Source organism: Streptomyces sp. NPDC051563, assembly GCF_044454225.1.
GTDB lineage: Bacteria > Actinomycetota > Actinomycetes > Streptomycetales > Streptomycetaceae > Streptomyces.
Window position 1 is genome coordinate 225,404 of record NZ_JBITDL010000008.1, and the last position, 16,512, is coordinate 241,915.

Annotated in this window: 16 protein-coding genes; 9 read left to right on the forward strand and 7 right to left on the reverse strand. The window is 73.0% G+C overall.

Features of this window, described 5'->3' with window-relative positions:
* Positions 1–78: 78 nt before the first annotated feature.
* From ACIA8F_RS12425 to ACIA8F_RS12440, 4 genes are all read right to left on the reverse strand, one after another.
* Positions 79–1,554 (reverse strand): ABC transporter substrate-binding protein, encoded by a 1,476-nt coding sequence (locus ACIA8F_RS12425; RefSeq protein ID WP_399378250.1) that lies wholly within the window; start codon positions 1,552–1,554, stop codon positions 79–81.
* Positions 1,555–1,558: 4 nt separating this feature from the next.
* Positions 1,559–3,559 (reverse strand): hypothetical protein, encoded by a 2,001-nt coding sequence (locus ACIA8F_RS12430; protein WP_399378251.1) that lies wholly within the window; start codon positions 3,557–3,559, stop codon positions 1,559–1,561.
* Between the two features lie 59 nt (positions 3,560–3,618).
* Positions 3,619–4,182 (reverse strand): DoxX family protein, encoded by a 564-nt coding sequence (locus ACIA8F_RS12435; protein ID WP_399378252.1) that lies wholly within the window; start codon positions 4,180–4,182, stop codon positions 3,619–3,621.
* Positions 4,183–4,251: 69 nt separating this feature from the next.
* On the reverse strand, positions 4,252–4,623 hold the full coding sequence (locus ACIA8F_RS12440) for a low affinity iron permease family protein (RefSeq protein WP_399378253.1): 372 nt from the start codon (positions 4,621–4,623) through the stop codon (positions 4,252–4,254).
* 164 nt (positions 4,624–4,787) lie between these two features.
* On the opposite strand from ACIA8F_RS12440, the gene ACIA8F_RS12445 reads away from it, so the two are divergent.
* A complete protein-coding gene (locus ACIA8F_RS12445; protein ID WP_399378254.1) occupies positions 4,788–5,330 on the forward strand; it encodes a hypothetical protein in 543 nt (180 codons plus the stop codon).
* A gap of 1 nt (position 5,331) precedes the next feature.
* Positions 5,332–5,964, forward strand: a complete 633-nt coding sequence (locus ACIA8F_RS12450; protein WP_399378255.1) for a hypothetical protein — start codon at positions 5,332–5,334, stop codon at positions 5,962–5,964.
* Between the two features lie 28 nt (positions 5,965–5,992).
* Here ACIA8F_RS12450 and ACIA8F_RS12455 read toward each other — a convergent pair whose 3' ends face one another.
* The gene (locus ACIA8F_RS12455) at positions 5,993–7,696 is read right to left on the reverse strand and encodes a phospholipase D family protein (protein WP_399378256.1); all 1,704 of its coding nucleotides are present in this window, start codon (positions 7,694–7,696) and stop codon (positions 5,993–5,995) included.
* A gap of 166 nt (positions 7,697–7,862) precedes the next feature.
* Between ACIA8F_RS12455 and ACIA8F_RS12460 the strand changes: the two genes are divergently transcribed.
* The 3 genes from ACIA8F_RS12460 (at position 7,863) to ACIA8F_RS12470 (ending at position 9,909) form a co-directional block, all read left to right on the forward strand.
* A complete protein-coding gene (locus ACIA8F_RS12460; protein ID WP_399378257.1) occupies positions 7,863–8,036 on the forward strand; it encodes a CsbD family protein in 174 nt (57 codons plus the stop codon).
* Positions 8,037–8,487: 451 nt separating this feature from the next.
* Positions 8,488–9,507, forward strand: a complete 1,020-nt coding sequence (locus tag ACIA8F_RS12465) for a D-alanyl-D-alanine carboxypeptidase family protein (protein WP_399378258.1) — start codon at positions 8,488–8,490, stop codon at positions 9,505–9,507.
* A 54-nt stretch (positions 9,508–9,561) separates the two neighbouring features.
* Positions 9,562–9,909 carry a hypothetical protein gene (locus ACIA8F_RS12470; RefSeq protein WP_399378259.1) on the forward strand — a complete coding sequence of 116 codons (348 nt, stop codon included), beginning with the start codon at positions 9,562–9,564 and terminating at the stop codon, positions 9,907–9,909.
* A gap of 421 nt (positions 9,910–10,330) precedes the next feature.
* Here the strand turns inward: ACIA8F_RS12470 and ACIA8F_RS12475 are convergent, their stop codons facing one another.
* Complete coding sequence (locus tag ACIA8F_RS12475) at positions 10,331–10,960, reverse strand: TetR/AcrR family transcriptional regulator (protein ID WP_399378260.1); 630 nt, start codon at positions 10,958–10,960, stop codon at positions 10,331–10,333.
* 339 nt (positions 10,961–11,299) lie between these two features.
* Between ACIA8F_RS12475 and ACIA8F_RS12480 the strand changes: the two genes are divergently transcribed.
* A complete protein-coding gene (locus ACIA8F_RS12480; protein ID WP_399378261.1) occupies positions 11,300–11,680 on the forward strand; it encodes a VOC family protein in 381 nt (126 codons plus the stop codon).
* Positions 11,681–11,793: 113 nt separating this feature from the next.
* On the forward strand, positions 11,794–12,198 hold the full coding sequence (locus tag ACIA8F_RS12485; protein ID WP_399378262.1) for a VOC family protein: 405 nt from the start codon (positions 11,794–11,796) through the stop codon (positions 12,196–12,198).
* A gap of 161 nt (positions 12,199–12,359) precedes the next feature.
* Here the strand turns inward: ACIA8F_RS12485 and ACIA8F_RS12490 are convergent, their stop codons facing one another.
* Positions 12,360–13,394, reverse strand: coding sequence for an Lrp/AsnC family transcriptional regulator (locus ACIA8F_RS12490; RefSeq protein ID WP_399378263.1), 1,035 nt, complete (start codon positions 13,392–13,394; stop codon positions 12,360–12,362).
* Between the two features lie 319 nt (positions 13,395–13,713).
* Here ACIA8F_RS12490 and ACIA8F_RS12495 point away from each other — a divergent pair, with 319 nt between their 5' ends.
* Positions 13,714–15,273 (forward strand): MFS transporter, encoded by a 1,560-nt coding sequence (locus ACIA8F_RS12495; protein WP_399378264.1) that lies wholly within the window; start codon positions 13,714–13,716, stop codon positions 15,271–15,273.
* Positions 15,270–16,478, forward strand: a complete 1,209-nt coding sequence (locus ACIA8F_RS12500; RefSeq protein ID WP_399378265.1) for an amidohydrolase — start codon at positions 15,270–15,272, stop codon at positions 16,476–16,478. The genes ACIA8F_RS12495 and ACIA8F_RS12500 overlap by 4 nt, the downstream gene beginning before the upstream one ends.
* The last annotated feature ends 34 nt before the right edge of the window (positions 16,479–16,512 follow it).

The window sequence follows — 16,512 nt, forward strand, 5'->3', positions numbered from 1 at the left end:
CACCGCACACCCCCGGTAGGGGTCCCGGCCCTGCCGCGGCGGGCCCGGGACACCCGGGGCGGCGGTACGCGCCGTGCGTCATTGCTCCTGGGGCGGTTTGCCCTCCGCCGCGGACACCTCCACGAACTCCACCTGCCCCTTGGCGTTGAGGCGCAGGACGGGGACGGCCTTGTTGCGCGGATTGCCGTTGTTCTGGAAGGAGATGAACCCGCTGGCCCCGGCCACCTGCTGGGTGCCGTCCATCTGGTGGAACATCCGCGCCACGGCGTCGCCGACGACCTGGCCCTGCCAGCGCGCGGCCATCTGGATGCCGTGGGCCGCCGCGAGGACCGCGTCGTGACCCATCAGGGCCCCGCCGTCCTCGCGGGTGTCGTTCGGGAACCACTGCTCCAGGATCCCGCCCGGCTGGAAGTTCTTCGCCGAGGGCGCGGACACCGCCTGCGGCGCCGCCCGGTACATGTCGGGATGGGCGAGGCCGGTGTACAGCACCTCGATCCCCGTCTCGGCCGCCCGGGCGAGCTGTGCGGGGCTCAGGTTGGTCGTGTCGTCCCCGGTGAAGACGGTGAACTGCTGGTCGGTGCAGCTGCGGTTGGCGAGCGCGTCGAGGAACCGGGTGAGGTGCAGTCCGCGGCCGGCGAAGTAGACGAGTTGCGGGCGCTGCTGACACAACTGCCCCGGCATGTATCGCAGTTCGTTCTGCCAGGCGCTGCTGACCGAGGAGTCGTAGGTCATGCGCTCGGCCACGAGCTTGTGCGCGCCGTCCTGGAACGCCTTGGTGAAGGCGCTCCCGAGGGTGGCGGAGTAGAGGTCCCCCTCCGCCACGTCCTGGATGACGATGCCGGTGGTGACTCCGCGCCGCTTGAGGTAGGCGGCGCCCGCGAACGCCTCGTCCTCGTTGGTGGGGGCGATCCGGACGAAGCCGTTGATGTCCTTGATGGTCGAGGCGGTCATGGTGGCGCCGACCATGGCGATCCCGTTGTCGGAGAGGCGGCGTATGGCGGCCAGGTTCTCGTCCGTGCTGGGACCGAGTCCGGCCACCGCGACCAGCCGGTCCGGGGAGTCCTTGCGGGCGATCAGCTCGTCGACGGTGTGCTTCCACTGCGTGGACTTGCTGCCCGGATTGGCTATCAGCAGCCGGATCTTGGGCGTGGCGGCCAAGTCGCCCTGGTTGTGGCGGTACTGGGCGAGGTAGGCGCCCTGGAGCTCGTGCCGTACCCCCTCGGCGGAATTGCTGTCGGAGGCGGTGGTGGTGAAGGAGGTGAAGTACGCGACGCTGACGTACGGCTCCTTGGCCGCGTTGGCGACCACCCGGCGGTTCTCCTCCTCGATCTTCGCGCTGACGGCGTCGAGGTGCGGAGCGAAGACGTAGGAGCCGTCGCTCACTCCCACGCACTCGTCGTCCGGCCCCTGCTCGACGACCCCGTCGGCGCACCTGGCCTGGCGCTCCTGGAGCCAGCCCACGCCCAGCCAGAGGGCCGCGACGAGGGTGACGGCAGCCGCGGCGGCCAGCGCGACGCGGCGTACGACGTGCAGCGGCCATTCGAGTCTGGGCACGCGCTCAGCCCTCCCAGCCCGCGGTCTGGGGATCGCGCCAATGCCGGTACCGTTCGGCCTCGTTGAACAGGGCCACGATGTCGTTCCTCCGCAGTTGGGACAGCTGGGTGTAGCCGTCGGCGATCAGGTTCCCCACCCGCATGGCGGGGTCGGCGAGCGGATCGCTCCACACCCAGCGGGTGGTCACCAGGGTGTGGATCACGGACTCGGTGTCCATCACGCGCCCGGGCCGGCGCGGGACGAGCCCGGAAAGGAGCTCCAGGGGGCCGCTGTCGGCGGGGAGCCGGTTCGGAGCGGTGGTGATCGCGTCGAACTCGGAGATCCACTGCGCGGCCGGCACCGCGGTGAAGCGCCGGGTCAGATGGGCGGTGACCTCCTCGGTCCGCCCGCGGGCGAGCTGGTGGTACATCTCCTGCACCGGCTTGCCCTCGCCGCGGTAGTACTCCGCGAGCAGCTCGTGCGCGGCGTCCCACCCGTCGGGCCGGGCCGCCAGCCGCCACAGGAGCAGCCGGCGCAGCCACGGGTGGAGCACGGGGACCATGGCGACGGGCCCGGTCAGCAGCCAGCGGGCCCGGACCTCGCCGAACAGGGAATCGTCGGGACTGAGCAGCCGCGTGGCCACGGAGAAGTCCCGGGTGGCTGCGCATTCGGCGAGCGCCGCACGCTGGGACCCGTCGAAGTCGCGCAGGAGGTGGCCGAGGGCGGTGTCGGCGAGCGTCGCGGAGTGCTCCCCGGTGCGCAGCGGCCGGTCGGGCAGGGTGCGCAGCCAACGGTCCTGCTGCGGGCCGGAGTCGGGGAGCGACCCGGACTGGCGCAGTACGTCGAGCACCTGGTGGACGGCGCGCGGCAGCCCGCCGGTGAGCCGGTGCACGAAGGGGGTGAGACGGGTCAGCGGGGCCAGGTCGCTGTTCCCGCCGAGCTGGAGCTCTATCCGGATGCGCACCTCGTCCAGATTGAGATCGCGCAGGCGCAGCGGGTACCACCAGCTGTCCTCGCTGTCGCGGGGCGGCCGGTGGGCGTGCCAGTCGGCCAGGGAGGCCCGGTCGGGGCCGCGCAGCTGCCAGGGCCAGGAGTCCCCGGTGGCCGGACCCCAGCGGGGCAGCCATCGGTTGGAGCTGGCGACCACGGTCAGCGGATCGCTGGCGTGCCCGGCCACGACAGTCTGGTCGTGCCGGGAGCGCAGTAACAGGTCGAGGAAGTGGCGCCCGTACTCGGTATGGGCGTTGTCCAGGAGGAGCAGGTAGGAGCGGGGCATGAAATTGCGGGCCGTATTGCGCCTGAGGTCTTCGAGGAAGGCCGAGAAGAGCACGAGGTCGAGCCGCTCCTGCTCGTTCTCGTCGCCCTCGTGGCGCCACAGGTTGAGCTCCACGAGGGCTTCCATGGGGTCCGCGCTGCGGGTCATGGGGTGGCGTCCGTACCAGTGGGCCCCGGTCGTCAGCCTGCTGCCCAGCTTCCCGGCGAACAGACCGGGCACGGTGCGGCGACCGCGCCGCAGGGCGTCCTGGAAGAGGGCCAGCGCGGCGCTGGAGGCGCCCTCGGGCATGCCGACCGCGCCCATGCCCACTTCGAAGAAGGCCGCCAGATAGTCCCCGTGCCGGGCCTCGTTCTCCTCCTGGAAACGGTCCAGTTGACGCTGTACCGCGCGCCGGCCCTCCGCGAGGTTACGCATGCGCAGCTCCTGGTCGGAGGCGAGCAGGCCGAGGCTGAGCAGCGGGAAGTGGGAGCGGCCGTAGCGGGGCAGCTTGCGTTCGAGCTGGCGGGCCAGGAGCCCGAGGGCGTAGCGCGGCAACAGGGACTGCGCCCCGCCGAAGTTGACGAAGGCGAAGGGGTAGTCGGGCCCGAAGCGCTCCATGAGCGCGCTGTGCGCCTCACTGGCCCCGCTGCCGGCCGGGCCGAGGAGCATGGTCACGGGCCGTTCCGCGGCAGGGCTCTCCTTCAGGCAGGAGTCGACCAGCGACAGGATGCCGCTGCGGCCCCGCAGGCCCATGCCCGTACCCGGCTCCATCACGTGATCCCCCCCCAGGACGTGCTCCGAGGAGTAGAGCCTGCCATCCGGAGCCGGAGTCAGACAGTGGTTTCCGCTCCTTGATTCGATTCCGCAACCTCGTCGGCTCCGGCCACCGACTCCGACGCGGCGATGCGCCGCTTGACGACGACGGTTGCCGCGACCGCGCTGACGGCGAAGGCCGCCACGATGACGGCGGGACGGTCGAGCCGGTGCCGGCTGACGTGGTCGAGGGAGATGCGCCCCGGCCCCGTGACCCCGAGCCCGGCGGCGACCGTACCGAGCAGCGCCGGGTACTCGAAGCCGCCTCCCTGGGCGAAGAAGCCGGCCGGAGCGTGGACCGCGACCGCGCCGGCCATCGCGCCGGCCGCGGCGGCGCCCGCCGCGGGCGTGGCGAGCCCCAGCGCGAGCAGCGCACCGCCGCCGGCCTCGCCGAGCCCGGCGGCGAGGGCGCTGCGCCGGCCCGGGACGAAGCCCATGTGCTCCATCGCCCGGGCCGTGCCCTCGATCCCACCGCCGCCGAACCAGCCGAAGAGCTTCTGCGTGCCGTGCGCCATCAGGACACCGCCTGCCGCGAGTCGCAGGGAGAGCAGTCCGATGTCCTTGCGGAGCGTGAAGTGCATGGGGCGGCCTTTCGACGGGGGGAATCAGCGGAATGTGTACCACGCCGGACTACTCCTACTCCTGCTCCTCTACTCCTGCTCCTCGATTCCGATGGCCTCATCCAGTTCCCGGTGCGCCTGTCGCCGTGATCCGTTGTGATCCTCCAGCAGGGCCTTGGCAATGGCGTCCAGCTTGCGCTGGATCGCGTGCTCGGCCCGGCGTTCGGAGTTCTTGAGGAGGGCGAGCAGCAGCAGGGACACCGCGGCCATGGCGTCACCGGCGAGGAGCTGCCATTCCACCGGCAGGTGGAGGAGGTGGACGATGACGAAGCCCGCCACCAGGAGGACGCACAGGACGGAGAAGAGTGCCGAACTCGTGAAATTGGACGCGAGCTCCGCCAGTTTTTCGAAGCGGCCGAGCCGCCCGGGTCGGCCTTTTTCTGCCGGATGCTCCAAGGTCATGCCCGGCGCCTGCCCGGCGAGATCGAGTCGAACCCTCCGCCAGGCCGCCCGGCGGGCGATCGGCCGGTGCCGTTCGCGGCATATGCCACGAATGAAGGTTTCGCCTCCCCTCAGCGGGTAGCCGAAGGGGGCGAGACCTGTGGAACCCCTGGATGGAGGCGCACATGTCTACCAGCACACTCATAGCGATCATCGTTGCGGCCGTTGTCGTGGTCCTGGCGCTGACGCTGATCCTCACCATGCTGGCGCGCCGACGCCACCTGCGCGACCGCTTCGGGCCGGAGTACGAGCGGACCGTCGAGGAGAAGGGCGGCGCGCTGGCCGCGGAGCGGGAACTGCACGCCCGCGAGGAGCGGCACGACCGGCTGGACATCAAGGAACTCCCCGCCGAGCGGCGCCGCCAGTACGCAGACGAGTGGACCACCGTCCAGGAACACTTCGTGGACCGGCCGGACGGCTCCGTGGCCGAGGCGGACGAGCTGGTGTCCCGCTTGATGAGCGAGCGCGGCTACCCCGCCGACAGCTACGGCGGACAACTGCGCGACCTGTCCGTCGAACACTCGGGCACCTTGGACCACTACCGCTCCGCCCACGACGTCAAGGTGCGAAGCGCCGACGGGCGGGCGACGACCGAAGAACTCCGTGGAGCGATGGTGCACTACCGCGCCCTCTTCGCGGAGCTGCTCACGGACGAGAGGAACCGGTGACATGGAAGACCGTGCGAACACCGAGGGCCGGCCCGGCGACACCGGCCTGACCACGGAAGACCTGGCACACCCCGTGCCGGACGACGAGGCGGGCGCCCCGGTGTACCCGGGAGAGGCCACCGAGGACCGGGCGTTCCGCGAGACCCCGGGGACCCGTGAGGAATCGCGAGTCCGCGAGGACCACGAGGGCTTCGCGAACGGCGTGGAAGCCGAGGACGCAGAGGAAGCCGAGGACGCAGAGGACCGGGAAGGCTACGGAAACCGCGAGATGCGCGACGAGGTCGTCGCACCGCCTCCGGAGGAGGACCGTACGGTCGCCCCCGCCGGAGCGGACGCGTCGCCCGGCGGAGCCGTCGGGGGTGACTCCGAGCCGCTCCTCGGTGCCTCCGACGCGCAGGAGTTCCGGCAGTCGTGGAGCGACATCCAAGGCCGCTTCGTCGACGACCCCCAGGGCGCGGTCAGGTCTGCGGACACCCTGGTGACCGAGGTCATGCAGAGCCTGGCCGGCACCTTCGCCGCGCGCAAGCAGGAGCTGGAGGCCCAGTGGGGCCGGGGCGAGGAAGTGGAGACCGAAGACCTGCGGCAGGCGTTGCAGCACTACCGCTCCTTCTTCAACCGCCTGCTCAAGACCTGAGCGCGGTGGGCCCCGCGTGTCCCGGTGGTCAGAAACCGCCGCGGAGCCTCATCCCGAGGGGGCGCCCGTCGGGATCCACCAGGGCGTGGTGCAGCGGGGTCGCGAGCAGGCGCCGGAAGGGCGGCAGCTGCGGAGCGACGTAGCGGCGCAGGCGCCCCGGAGGACGCGGGCCACGGCACCCGTCCGCGTGCCAGGCGTCCAGCGCCGCGGCGGCTTCGGCGAAACGGTCGAAGGCGGCTTCCGGATCGCACAGCACGTCCGCCGGCAGGGCGTCCGCCGAGGGCGCATCCGCCGACGCCGTCGCTTCCTCCCCGCCATCCGCGCCGAGGCCGTCATTCGCGTCGAGTCCGTCATCAGCGTCGAGTCCGTAAGCAGCGTCGAGGTGCTCGCGCATCAGCTCCAGGCGCAGCTCCCGGGCGAAGGGACGGGCCCCGTCTCCGAGGCCGCCGGGGTCGCCCGGCAGCCTCGGGTCGGCCGCCCGGTCGAGGACCGCGCAGCTCAGCTCGGAGTCGTGCGTCCATGAGCGCAGGTTGACGTTGTCGGACCCGACGGCCGCCCAGACGTCGTCGATCACGCACACCTTGGCGTGCACGTAGACGGGGGTCCCGGCGTGGTTCTCCAGCCCGTACACCGCGACCCGGTCTCCTCCGGCGCGGCGCAGTGCCTCCAGGGCGGTGATCCGTCCGATCAGGTTCATGGGCCCGGTGAGCAGGCCGTCCTGGTCCGGAACGGACGGGATGACGGCGGCCAGCCGCAGCCGCGGTTGGGCGCGCAGGGCCCGGGCGAAGGAGTCCACGACGCGAGGGGACCAGAGGTACTGGTCCTCCAGATAGATCAGCGTCCGGGCCCGCCGCAGGGCCTTGAGGTAGCCCCGGGCGATGCTGCGCTCGCCGTCGGGGGCGAAGGGATAGCCGCGCAGCAGCCGGTTGGGATAGGTGCGCAGCACCTGGACGGCGTGCGTGCCGCACGGCAGGGGATCGGGCCCCTGCGGCGGCAGCGGGTCCGCACGGGTGTCCTCCCGGTCCAGCAGCTCGCGCAGCCGCATCAGCGGGCTGCGGCTGAGCGGCGCGGGATCCTCCCAGCGCTCGCGGAAGACGGCTTCGACGTCGCCGACGACCGGCCCGCTCAGGGCGAGCTGGACGTCGTGCCACGGGGGGTGCGGACCGTAAGCGGGCGCCAGGGGCAGCGACTGGCGGTCGCCGCGGTGGTCGGCGTCGTCGTTGCGGTTGTGGCAGAGGTCGATCCCGCCCACGTACGCGACGTCGCGCTCGGGACGGTCCGGGTGCCGCAGCACCACCATCTTCTGGTGGTGCGAGCCGCCGGGCCGCACGCGCAGGTCGAGCAGGCACTCACCGCCCGCCGCCTCCAGGTCCTCGCTGAGCGACCTGTTCTCCTCCTCGCTGAACCGGAAGCCGTCCAGGTGGGAGCGCCACAGCAGGCCCTTGACGATGACGCCGCGTTCGGCCGCCGCGCCCAGTACGGATGCGATCTCCGTACCGGGCCCGCGCAGCCGCTCGTCGGGATCGCCGCGCCAGTCGGTGAACAGGAGCAGATCGCCGGCGCGCATCGCCCGGATCCGTAGGAGGAGCTCGGCGAAGTACGTGGCGCCGTGGACGAGCGGGCGCGCTTCGTTGCCCTCGGACCACGCGGCTCCGCCCGCCCGGCGATGTTCCAGCCGGGTGGCCGTGTTGCCGCGTTCTCCAGGTGCCAGAAGCCAGTCCGTGGCGGGCATGGTGGGACCTCCTCTTGCGCGGGTACCCGCCTCCCGCCTTTTCACGCGGACCGGGCCGGAGGTACCCGCCCGGAGCCGCGGCGGGCAGGTTGCCGGCAGGTTTACGGGACCGCTGGGCGGACAGGCGCCGCATGTCAGACGATCGCCAACGATCGGAGTGAGCGCCGTGTCGGGTGAGCAGAAGATCAAGGCCAAGAAGGAACAGGCCAAGGGCAAGGCCAAGGAAGCGATGGGCCGCACCGTCGGCAACGAGCGCCTCACTGCTGAGGGGCGCGCGGAGCAGATGAAGGGTGATGCCCGCCAGGCCAAGGAGAAGGCCAAGGACGTCCTCAAGGACTAGCAGGAGCAGGGCAGCGCGCTTCGCCGTTCGCCGAAGCCGAAGCCGAAGCCGAAGCCGAAGCCGAAGCCGAAGCGAACGGCGAAGCCGACGTCCGAGTGGCCCCGGCCTCCGCCCCGGAAACGGGCGACGGAGGCCGGGGCCACGCGCGTGCGCGGCGCGTACGGCCGCCGCCGACGAGGCCCGCGGACTCGTACGGGCCCGGTCGGCGCGATCGTGCGGTCGGTGCGGCGGGGTGCAGCGGGGTGCGGTGCGGTGCGCCTCCGGGGCGGTGGCCCGCTGCGCAACTGTTACACGGGTGAGCGCCCACCGATGGACGGCGGCCGCGGTGCCGATGCGTGGGGCGGCCATGCTGCCGTGTATGCCCTCCGCTGCCGGATGACCGGGGCCCGGACCGCTCCGGGCGCGGAAGGACACCCCCTACCGCGACCCCGACTCCGACCCCGGGAGTGTCATGTCCGTCCCCGCCCTTATCCGCCGGTCCGCCGAACTGCCCGGGCGGGGCCGGCTCGCCGCCTGCCGCGCAGGCGACGCCGCCCTCGCCGCCGCCCGTCGCGCGGTGTCCGCGGAGCCGCTGCCCTGGCCGTACGAGGGCCAGGCGAGCGTGGAGATCGAGGGGATCGGCTGCCTCGGCACGGTCGGCGAGCAGCGGCCGGTTCCCATCGCGAGCATCACCAAGGTGATGACCGCCTACGTGGTCCTGCGGGAGCACCCGCTGGGCCCGCGGGACCCCGGTCCCGCGATCCGCGTCGACCGGGCCGCCGCCCGCGAGTCCGGTTCCACGATCGAATCGGTGGTGCCCGTCGAGGAAGGGCAGGAGTTCCCCCTGCGGCAGCTGCTCGAGTACATGCTGATCCCCTCGGGCAACAACATCGCCAGGCTCCTCGCCCGCTGGACCGCCGGCTCGGAAGCGGCCTTCGTGCGCCGGATGAACGAGGCGGCCGCGGCCCTCGGCATGACCCGTACCCGGTTCACCAGCTCCTGCGGCATGGACACGGGGAACATCAGCACGGCCGTCGACCTGCTCGTCCTGGCCCGTACGGTCATGCGGGACGAGGTGTTCCGGAACATCGTCGCCACGCCCTCGGTGCGTCTTCCGGGCGGCCGGGGCGAAGCGCGCACCACCAACCGGCTGCTCGGGAGGCACGGTGTCGCCGGGCTGAAGACGGGTACCAGCACCCCGGCCGGGGGCAATGTCCTGTGGGCCGCTTACAAGGAGGTCGACGGCAGCCGCAACTTGGTCCTCGGCGCCGTGCTCGCACAGCGCAGCGGCCGTTCCCCGGTACGCGCCCGCGCGGCCGTATGGGCCCACAGCCGACGCCTGGTCGCAGCCGTCCAGCGCGCACCGCTCGACGAACTCGCGGCACTCGGGGCAGCTGCGCCCCCCTCCCTGACGCAGCCGACACCCGACGCGGAGCGGGGCCCCGTGCGGGGTGCGGCGGTCGCACTGTCTGGCCGCGGCCGGGCGGGGTAGGCGCCGACCAGGGACCAGGGACCAGGGGGGGCGGACGCGAGGCAGGAGACAGCTATGAGCAGGCACGGAAGGGACGCGGCAGGGAGTACGGGGCCCGGCACATCCGGCCGCAGCGACGCATCCGCGCCGAGCGGCCCCGCAGGGAGCGACACCGACGGGCACGCCGCCGAGCGCCGGCGGCCGGACCCCGCAAGCGAAGAGCAGGTACGCCCCCCTCGCCCGCAGGGCGGCCACCGTACCGGGCTGCTGCCCGACGAGGGCGTCATGGTCGACGAACACGGGCGCCGGCCCGGCGCTCCGTCGCGGAAGGGCACCGGCTCCGCCTCGCCGCCGTCCGACCCGGAACGCGTCGACCGGGCCGCCGCCGAAGGCGAGGACCCGGCCACGCCCGGCCGCCGGTAACGGTCGCGGTTGCGTAGGCCCCCGCCGGGTAGGCGCCGGACGGAAAACGGAGGGGCGTACGCGGACTCCGGGCCGAGGGAGAGAACGGTGAAGGGCACCCATCAGGGACGGACGCAGACGGGCGGCTCCGAGGCGGCGCGGAACTGCTGGGACGACTTCGAAGCAGTGCGCGGCCAGATGGACCGCCTCTTCGGTCAGCGGTCGTGCCGCACCCCACGGGCGCAGGCGACGAGTGCCACGCCCGAGGAGCACGGAGGACGCCGACCCGGATGAACACGCCGGTCGGCACCGGGTGAGCGGAGGTCTCCTCGATGCGGCCCATCGGCCAGACCCGCCGCGGCCTGGCGGGAGGTTGCCAGGCCGCGGCGGGTCCCGAGGCGGGCACGCCGCTCGGCCACGGGGACATGACGGCGGACCTCGCTCACGAAGAGCCCTCCGTGACGGCAGGCCCGGTCCGGGTGGCGGGTGGAAGGGCGGGGTTGGGGGTGAGGATGCGGCGCAGGATCGCCTCGACGTCGTCGCGGGTGGGCGGGCGGTTGCCGGCGAGGCCGCGCAGGGTGATGCCGTTGGTGGCGGCCGCGACGGCGGCGGCCGTGACGGGGTCGGTATAGCGGGAGCAGGCCCGGATGTTCAGTTCGGCGTACTGGTTGGCGATCTGCCGCAGGGCCGGCCGGCGCAGGGCCGCGAGGTACAGCTCGAACTCCATGACGTTCTGGCCGCGGCCCTCCGGGGTGAAGCTCGTCATCAGCGCGTCGGTGAGCAGGACCGCGAACTGCTCGGGGGTGAGCCCGGGGCGTTGGGCGGTCCAGGCTTCGAGGTAGGTGCCGAAGCGGTCCACCGCCTGTTGGAGGGCGGCTGCGATGAGGTCCTCGCGGGTCGCGAAGTGGTAGGTCGTCGCGCCCAGGGGCACCCCGGCCTCCTCCGCGACCGCCCGGTGCGTCAGCCCCTCGATGCCCTTGGACGCGATCACCCGCTCGGTGGCCGCGACGATCTCCTCGATCCGCCGCTGCGGATCCCGACGCCGGCGCGGCGCGGAGTCCTGCCCGGCCATCAGCCCAGACCGTCCGCGGCAGCCGGGCGGCAAGGGGCACACGAGAAGGTCACGGCATCTCCAGAGTCGGGGATACCCACTCTAGTACGGGTGTATCGATGCCGTGGCGGCACGCCGAACGCCACCGGCAGGCGCATCGTCCGATCCTGCGCCCGGTCGGTGTCCCCTGGCCCGTCTAGTCCTGGTGGGACCGACAGGGCAGGGGTGCGGCCCGGCCTCCGTGCCGGAACCCTCGCCGAGAGTAATGATGCGTTTGTCCGTTTGCTCCCTCTCGTTCCATTCAGTACAGTACAAATGTATCGTTCATTCGGAGGGTACCGACCAGCACCAGGAGCACCCGTGCAGCAGACCGCCAACTTCACCGCCTGCCTCGCCGTCCGCGACGTAACCGAGACGCTCGACTTCTACGAGGGCCTCGGCTTCACCGTGGGCCGCGAGAGCGTCGCCCAGGATCACCCGATCCACCTGATCTTCAACGGCGACCAGATGGCGTTCATGATCCAGCCCGCCGACAGCGTCCGCGAGTTCCTCCCGCAGACCGCCGCCGAGCTCGGCGCCTCCGGCTTCTTCTACCTCAACGCCCCCGACTTCGACGGAGCCGTCGCCCGGATCCGCGACAAGGTCGAGGTCCTCAAGGAAGCCTCCGACGGCGGTTTCAGGATGCTCTACTTCCGCGACCCCAACGGCTACGCCATGGCGCTGAGCGCCCCCGTGGCCTGACCCGACCCAGCGGCCTCGCTCCCGCAAGATCTCCCGCAGGCCCCGCCCGTCCCACGAGGGCGGGGCCTGTCGCCCTGCCTTCCCGCCACCCCCGACCCGTAAGGGAAACCACCGTGAGCACCCTCAACGCCACCGTCAGCTGCACAGCTTGGACCTGCGACGACCCCAGGGCGATGGCCGACTTCTACCACCGGCTCACCGGCTGGCCGGTCATGGCCGTGGAGGACACCCATGCCATGATCGGCACTGAGCAGCAGATGATGGTCTTCGCCCACCAGGACGGCTTCAAGGCCCCGAACTGGCCCGCCGACGCCCTCCCCTTCCACCTCGACTTCCGCGTCCAGGACACCGAAGAGGCGGTCGCGCAGCTCGTGGAGGCCGGCGGGACCAAGCCCGACTTCCAGCCCGGCGAAGGCCAGTGGACCGTCCTCCTGGACCCCTCCGGCCAGCCCCTGTGCATCAGCTCCTCCCAGGACCAGGACCAGGACCAGGACCAGGACCAGGACCAGGGCCACTGACCTCTGCGGGGGCGGGCAGGCGCCGCAGTGCACACGACGGGGTGCACACCGCGGAGTGCGCGCGACGGAGCCCCCGACCAGGTAGCCGGGCGGCACCTCCGACCGCCGGCGCCGCCCGGGCCGCCCCTCCCGCCGGGCCCGGGCCCGGCGCCGGCGCCCGTTCAGCGGGCCGGGGGCTCGGCGGCCCCGGCGCGTTTGTACGTCCGCATCAGCAGGGCCGTCTCCACCTGGGTGGTGCCGCCCAGCAGGGCGAAGACGCGGGTGGTGAAGGCGTGCAGGGCCGCGAGGTCGCGGTGGCTGGAGTAGCCGAGGAGCCCGGCGGCGCCGGTGGTGACCACCAGGTGCCGTACCGACGGCTCGCGGGCCAGCAGCCGTACGGCCGAGCCTAGCCCGTGCTGCGACACCGCGATCCGGAAGCGGGCCTCCACCGGGTAGCCCAGCACCGCCGGGTCCGCGAGCAGTCGCAGGTGCAGGATGTGGGAGGTCATCAGGCGGGCCAGGCGGCGCCGGGCGGTGCTCTCGCCGACCTGTAGCTCGCGGGCCAGCCGGGTCGTCGACATGCGGGCGTCCCGGCCCAGCAGCGTCACCAGGCGCCGGTCGAGATCGTCCACGGTGAGCGGCGCGGGCAGCTCCCGCCCGGCCATGGCCAGCCGGCGCACCTCCGTCGGCTCCTCGTCGTACGGAGCCCAGTCCCCGGCGGTGAGCAGCAGCCGCAACACCACGCTGGAGTGGATGTCCACGACCCCCTCCAGCCGGCCGATCACCGAGTCCACCAAGGTCAGCAGGGCCTCGTGGCCGGGGGCGTTCACCTCGGCGAACACCTCCAGGGCGCCCGTGGCCACCTCCACCGAGCGGGTCTCCGGCCGCCGGGCGAGCGCCGCGGCCGTCTCGTGGACCCGGCCGGGGGCGCACCGTACGGCCAGCTCCGCGGTGATCCCCTCGCCCTGGTACTCGGGGACGAGCGCGGCCGTGAAGCGGACGTGGCCCGTCGCCGTCATCCGTTCCAGCCGCCGGGCCACCGTGCGCTCGTGCACCCCGACCGCTTCGGCCACCTCCGCGAAGGCGGCCCGCGGGTCGCGGTGCAGGATGCGCAGCACCGCGTGGTCGACGGCGTCGAGCACGGGCAGGGCCGCGGCGGGTCCGGGCACCGGGGCGGGGGTGCCCTGCGGGCCGGTCACAGGACCGGTGTTCGTCATGGGTGCCTCCCCGGAGGTGCGCCCGCCTCCGCGCCGGAACGGCAGGCGGGAACGGCAGGCGGGAGCGGTGGGTCGGCGACCGTACGACACCCCGCCCGGCCGTGTCACCGGCTGTCCGGGAAGACCGTGCAGAGCGGCCGTGCCGCCGGAATCCGCCGCCCGGACGGGCTGGTACGCCGCGTTCACCCGATTATGTGCCCCACTCTTGCCCGTGCGGCGGCCCGCACCGGACATTGTGGTGCGGATTCCGCCCCGCAGGCGGCCCGCTCACCCCCCTCCCTGCCCAGGCCGGACGGCCGATCCCGAACAGGTGGTACGTATGACGGACACGGACGCCAGACCCCTGCGCAAGCCGTCGCGGTTCACCCGGGAGCCGGGGGAGCCGGGGGCGAAGCGGCCGGGGAGGGAGAAGCGGCCGGGGAGGCCGAACCGGACGGCCACCGCGACCCCGGCGGCCGCCGTGATCGCCTCCGTGGTCCTCGTGGAGCTTTCCAGCGGCATCACCCAGGGCTTCCTCTCGCCCCTGCTGCGCGGCCTTACCGACACCCTGGGCGTCACGGCGGCCGACCTCAACTGGATCAGCGTCGCCAACCTCCTGGCCAGCGTCGCCTTCACCCCGGTCCTGTCCCGGCTGGGCGACCTCCACGGCCACCGCCACGTGCTCCGCTGGAACCTGCTGATCGTCCTCCTGGGCTCCCTCCTCGTCGGCCTCAGCCGCGATTTCGGGACCCTCCTCGCCGGGCAGATCCTTCAGGGAGCCTTCGCCGGCTTCTTCCCGCTGCTCGTCGGCATCCTGCGCAACCGCCGCCGGGGCGACGAGGGCACCGAGACCGGCGCGGCGGCCGAGGCCGAGAGCCGGCGCGGTATCAGCGTGATGGTCGCCGCGCTGGTCGCGGGCATGTCCTTCGGGCTCGTGGCCAGCGGGTTCGTGGCCCGTACCGTCGACAGCCCGACCGCGGCGCTGTGGGTGCCGGCCGTCGCCACCAGCCTCGCCCTCGCCGCCACCTGGCGGCTGCTCCCCGAGTCGGACCACCGGCCCGGCGGCCGGGTCGACTGGGCGGGCGGCATCCTGCTCTGCCTGGGCCTGACCGCGCTCATGCTCGGGCTCGGCCTCGGCGGCACCCCGGGATGGGAGTGGACCTCCCCCCGCACCCTGGGCTGCCTCGCGGGCGGGGTGCTCGTCACCGCCCTGTGGGTACGGGTGGAACTGCGCACCGCCGAGCCGATGATCGACGTACGGATGTTCCGCCGGCGGGGGGTCGTCGCCGTCTCGCTGGTCACGCTGACCTTCACCTTCTGCATGTTCGGGCTGATGGTCGCCAACGCGGTGTTCATGGGGACCAGCCGCGCCGAGGAGGGCTACGGGCTGGGCCTGGACCCCTTCGCGATCGCCCTCGCCACCCTGCCGAACCTGCTGGCCCTCACCCTCGGGGCGCTCCTCGCCCCCGCCGTGGCCGCAGCCGTCACCGACCGGCTCACCCTGGCCGCGGGCTCCCTGCTGATGGCCGCGGGCTACGCGACGGTGCTGGCCTTCCACGGGGAGCAGGCCCTCTTCCTGACGGGCACCGCCGTGGCGGGGCTCGGCACGGGCTTCCTCCAGCACTCCACGCGCACGCTCGCCGTGGAATGCGTACCCCGCGACCGAACCTCGGTGGGCTCCGGCATCAACGAACTCCTCATCAACATCGGCGGATCCCTCGGAGCCGCCGCCGTCCTGACCGTGTTCGCGGCCCACACCCCGGCCGGCCGGACCCTGCCCGGACTCGGCGCGTACACCGTCTCCTGGACGGTCTGCATCCTGGTCTCGGTGGCCGGCGCCGCCCTCGCCCTGCTCTACCGCACCCCCAAGGCCGACGACACCGCGGAGGCGGGCCGATGAACGCCACCCAGGTACTGCGCGACCGCAGCCGGGCCTTCCTGACCGGCCGGCAGGACGTGGTCCTCGGCCTGAGCCACGCTCTGCACGCCGATCCCGAACTCGCCTACGAGGAACACCGGGCCGCCCGGCGCATCGGCGACCTCGTCGAGCGGGCCGGGTTCGAGGTGACCCGCGGGGCGTACGGTCTGCCCACCGCGTTCGGCGCGACCGCCGGCAGCGGCGACCTCGTCATCGGCATCTGCGCCGAGTACGACGCCCTCCCCGGCATCGGCCACGCCTGCGGCCACAACGTCAACGGCGCCGCCTCCGTGGCCGCCGCCCTGGTCCTGGCCCCGCTCGCCGACGAACTCGGCATCACCGTCAAGCTCCTGGGCACCCCGGCGGAGGAGTCCGGCGGGGGCAAGGTGGACATGCTGCGCGAGGGCGCCTTCGACGACGTGGCCGCCGCCATGATGGTGCACGCCGCACCCTCCGACTCCGTGGGCATGAGCTCGCTCGCCATCAGCAGCTGGAACGTCGGCTACACCGGCCGTGCGGCGCACGCCGCCGCGATGCCCGAGCGCGGAGTCAACGCCGCCGACGCCATGATGATCGCCCAGGTGGCCATCGCCGCCCACCGCCAGCAGCTGAGGCCCGGGGCCGTGGTCTCCGGCATCGTCACCCGGGGCGGCGAGGCCGCCAACGTCATCCCGGCCCGCACGGAGGCCTCGTACGACTGCCGGGCCGTCACCAGCGAGGAGCTCGCCGAACTCCAGGCCCGGATCCGCGCCTGCTTCGAGGCCGGCGCGCTGGCCACCGGCGCCGAACTCGCCCTGGAGACCGTCGGCAACGACTACGCCGACCTGCGGCAGGACTTCGCGATGGGCCGCGCCTACCTCGCGGCCGCCCGCGACCTCGGACGCCGGGTCCAGGACCTGGACCCCACGCTGCGGGGCGGCTCCACGGACATGGGCAACGTCTCGCACCTGGTGCCCACCATCCACCCGATGATCGGCTACGACTGCGGCGACGCGATCATGCACAACCCCGAGTTCACCCGGTACGGGATCACCGCGCAGGCCGACCGCGCCGTGCTCGACGGCGGGCTGGCCATGGCCTGGACGGTGATCGGGCTCGCGACCGACCCGGAGCACCGGCGCTCGCTGCTCGGCCGGCTGGCCGCCCGGCAGCCGGGCGCGGAACATGGTGCGCAGGTCCGGGGGTAGACGCACGCCGAGAACAACCTTCAGAAAGGCGTGA

Excerpts from the sequence above, each read along its gene's own strand:
- ACIA8F_RS12430 (WP_399378251.1), bottom strand. The coding sequence starts at position 3,559 with ATGGAGCCGGGTACGGGCATGGGCCTGCGGGGCCGCAGCGGCATCCTG.
- ACIA8F_RS12435 (WP_399378252.1), bottom strand. The coding sequence starts at position 4,182 with ATGCACTTCACGCTCCGCAAGGACATCGGACTGCTCTCCCTGCGACTC.
- ACIA8F_RS12440 (WP_399378253.1), bottom strand. The coding sequence starts at position 4,623 with ATGACCTTGGAGCATCCGGCAGAAAAAGGCCGACCCGGGCGGCTCGGC.
- ACIA8F_RS12445 (WP_399378254.1), top strand. The coding sequence starts at position 4,788 with ATGTCTACCAGCACACTCATAGCGATCATCGTTGCGGCCGTTGTCGTG.
- ACIA8F_RS12450 (WP_399378255.1), top strand. The coding sequence starts at position 5,332 with ATGGAAGACCGTGCGAACACCGAGGGCCGGCCCGGCGACACCGGCCTG.
- ACIA8F_RS12455 (WP_399378256.1), bottom strand. The coding sequence starts at position 7,696 with ATGCCCGCCACGGACTGGCTTCTGGCACCTGGAGAACGCGGCAACACG.
- ACIA8F_RS12465 (WP_399378258.1), top strand. The coding sequence starts at position 8,488 with ATGTCCGTCCCCGCCCTTATCCGCCGGTCCGCCGAACTGCCCGGGCGG.
- ACIA8F_RS12470 (WP_399378259.1), top strand. The coding sequence starts at position 9,562 with ATGAGCAGGCACGGAAGGGACGCGGCAGGGAGTACGGGGCCCGGCACA.
- ACIA8F_RS12475 (WP_399378260.1), bottom strand. The coding sequence starts at position 10,960 with ATGGCCGGGCAGGACTCCGCGCCGCGCCGGCGTCGGGATCCGCAGCGG.
- ACIA8F_RS12490 (WP_399378263.1), bottom strand. The coding sequence starts at position 13,394 with ATGACGAACACCGGTCCTGTGACCGGCCCGCAGGGCACCCCCGCCCCG.
- ACIA8F_RS12495 (WP_399378264.1), top strand. The coding sequence starts at position 13,714 with ATGACGGACACGGACGCCAGACCCCTGCGCAAGCCGTCGCGGTTCACC.
- ACIA8F_RS12500 (WP_399378265.1), top strand. The coding sequence starts at position 15,270 with ATGAACGCCACCCAGGTACTGCGCGACCGCAGCCGGGCCTTCCTGACC.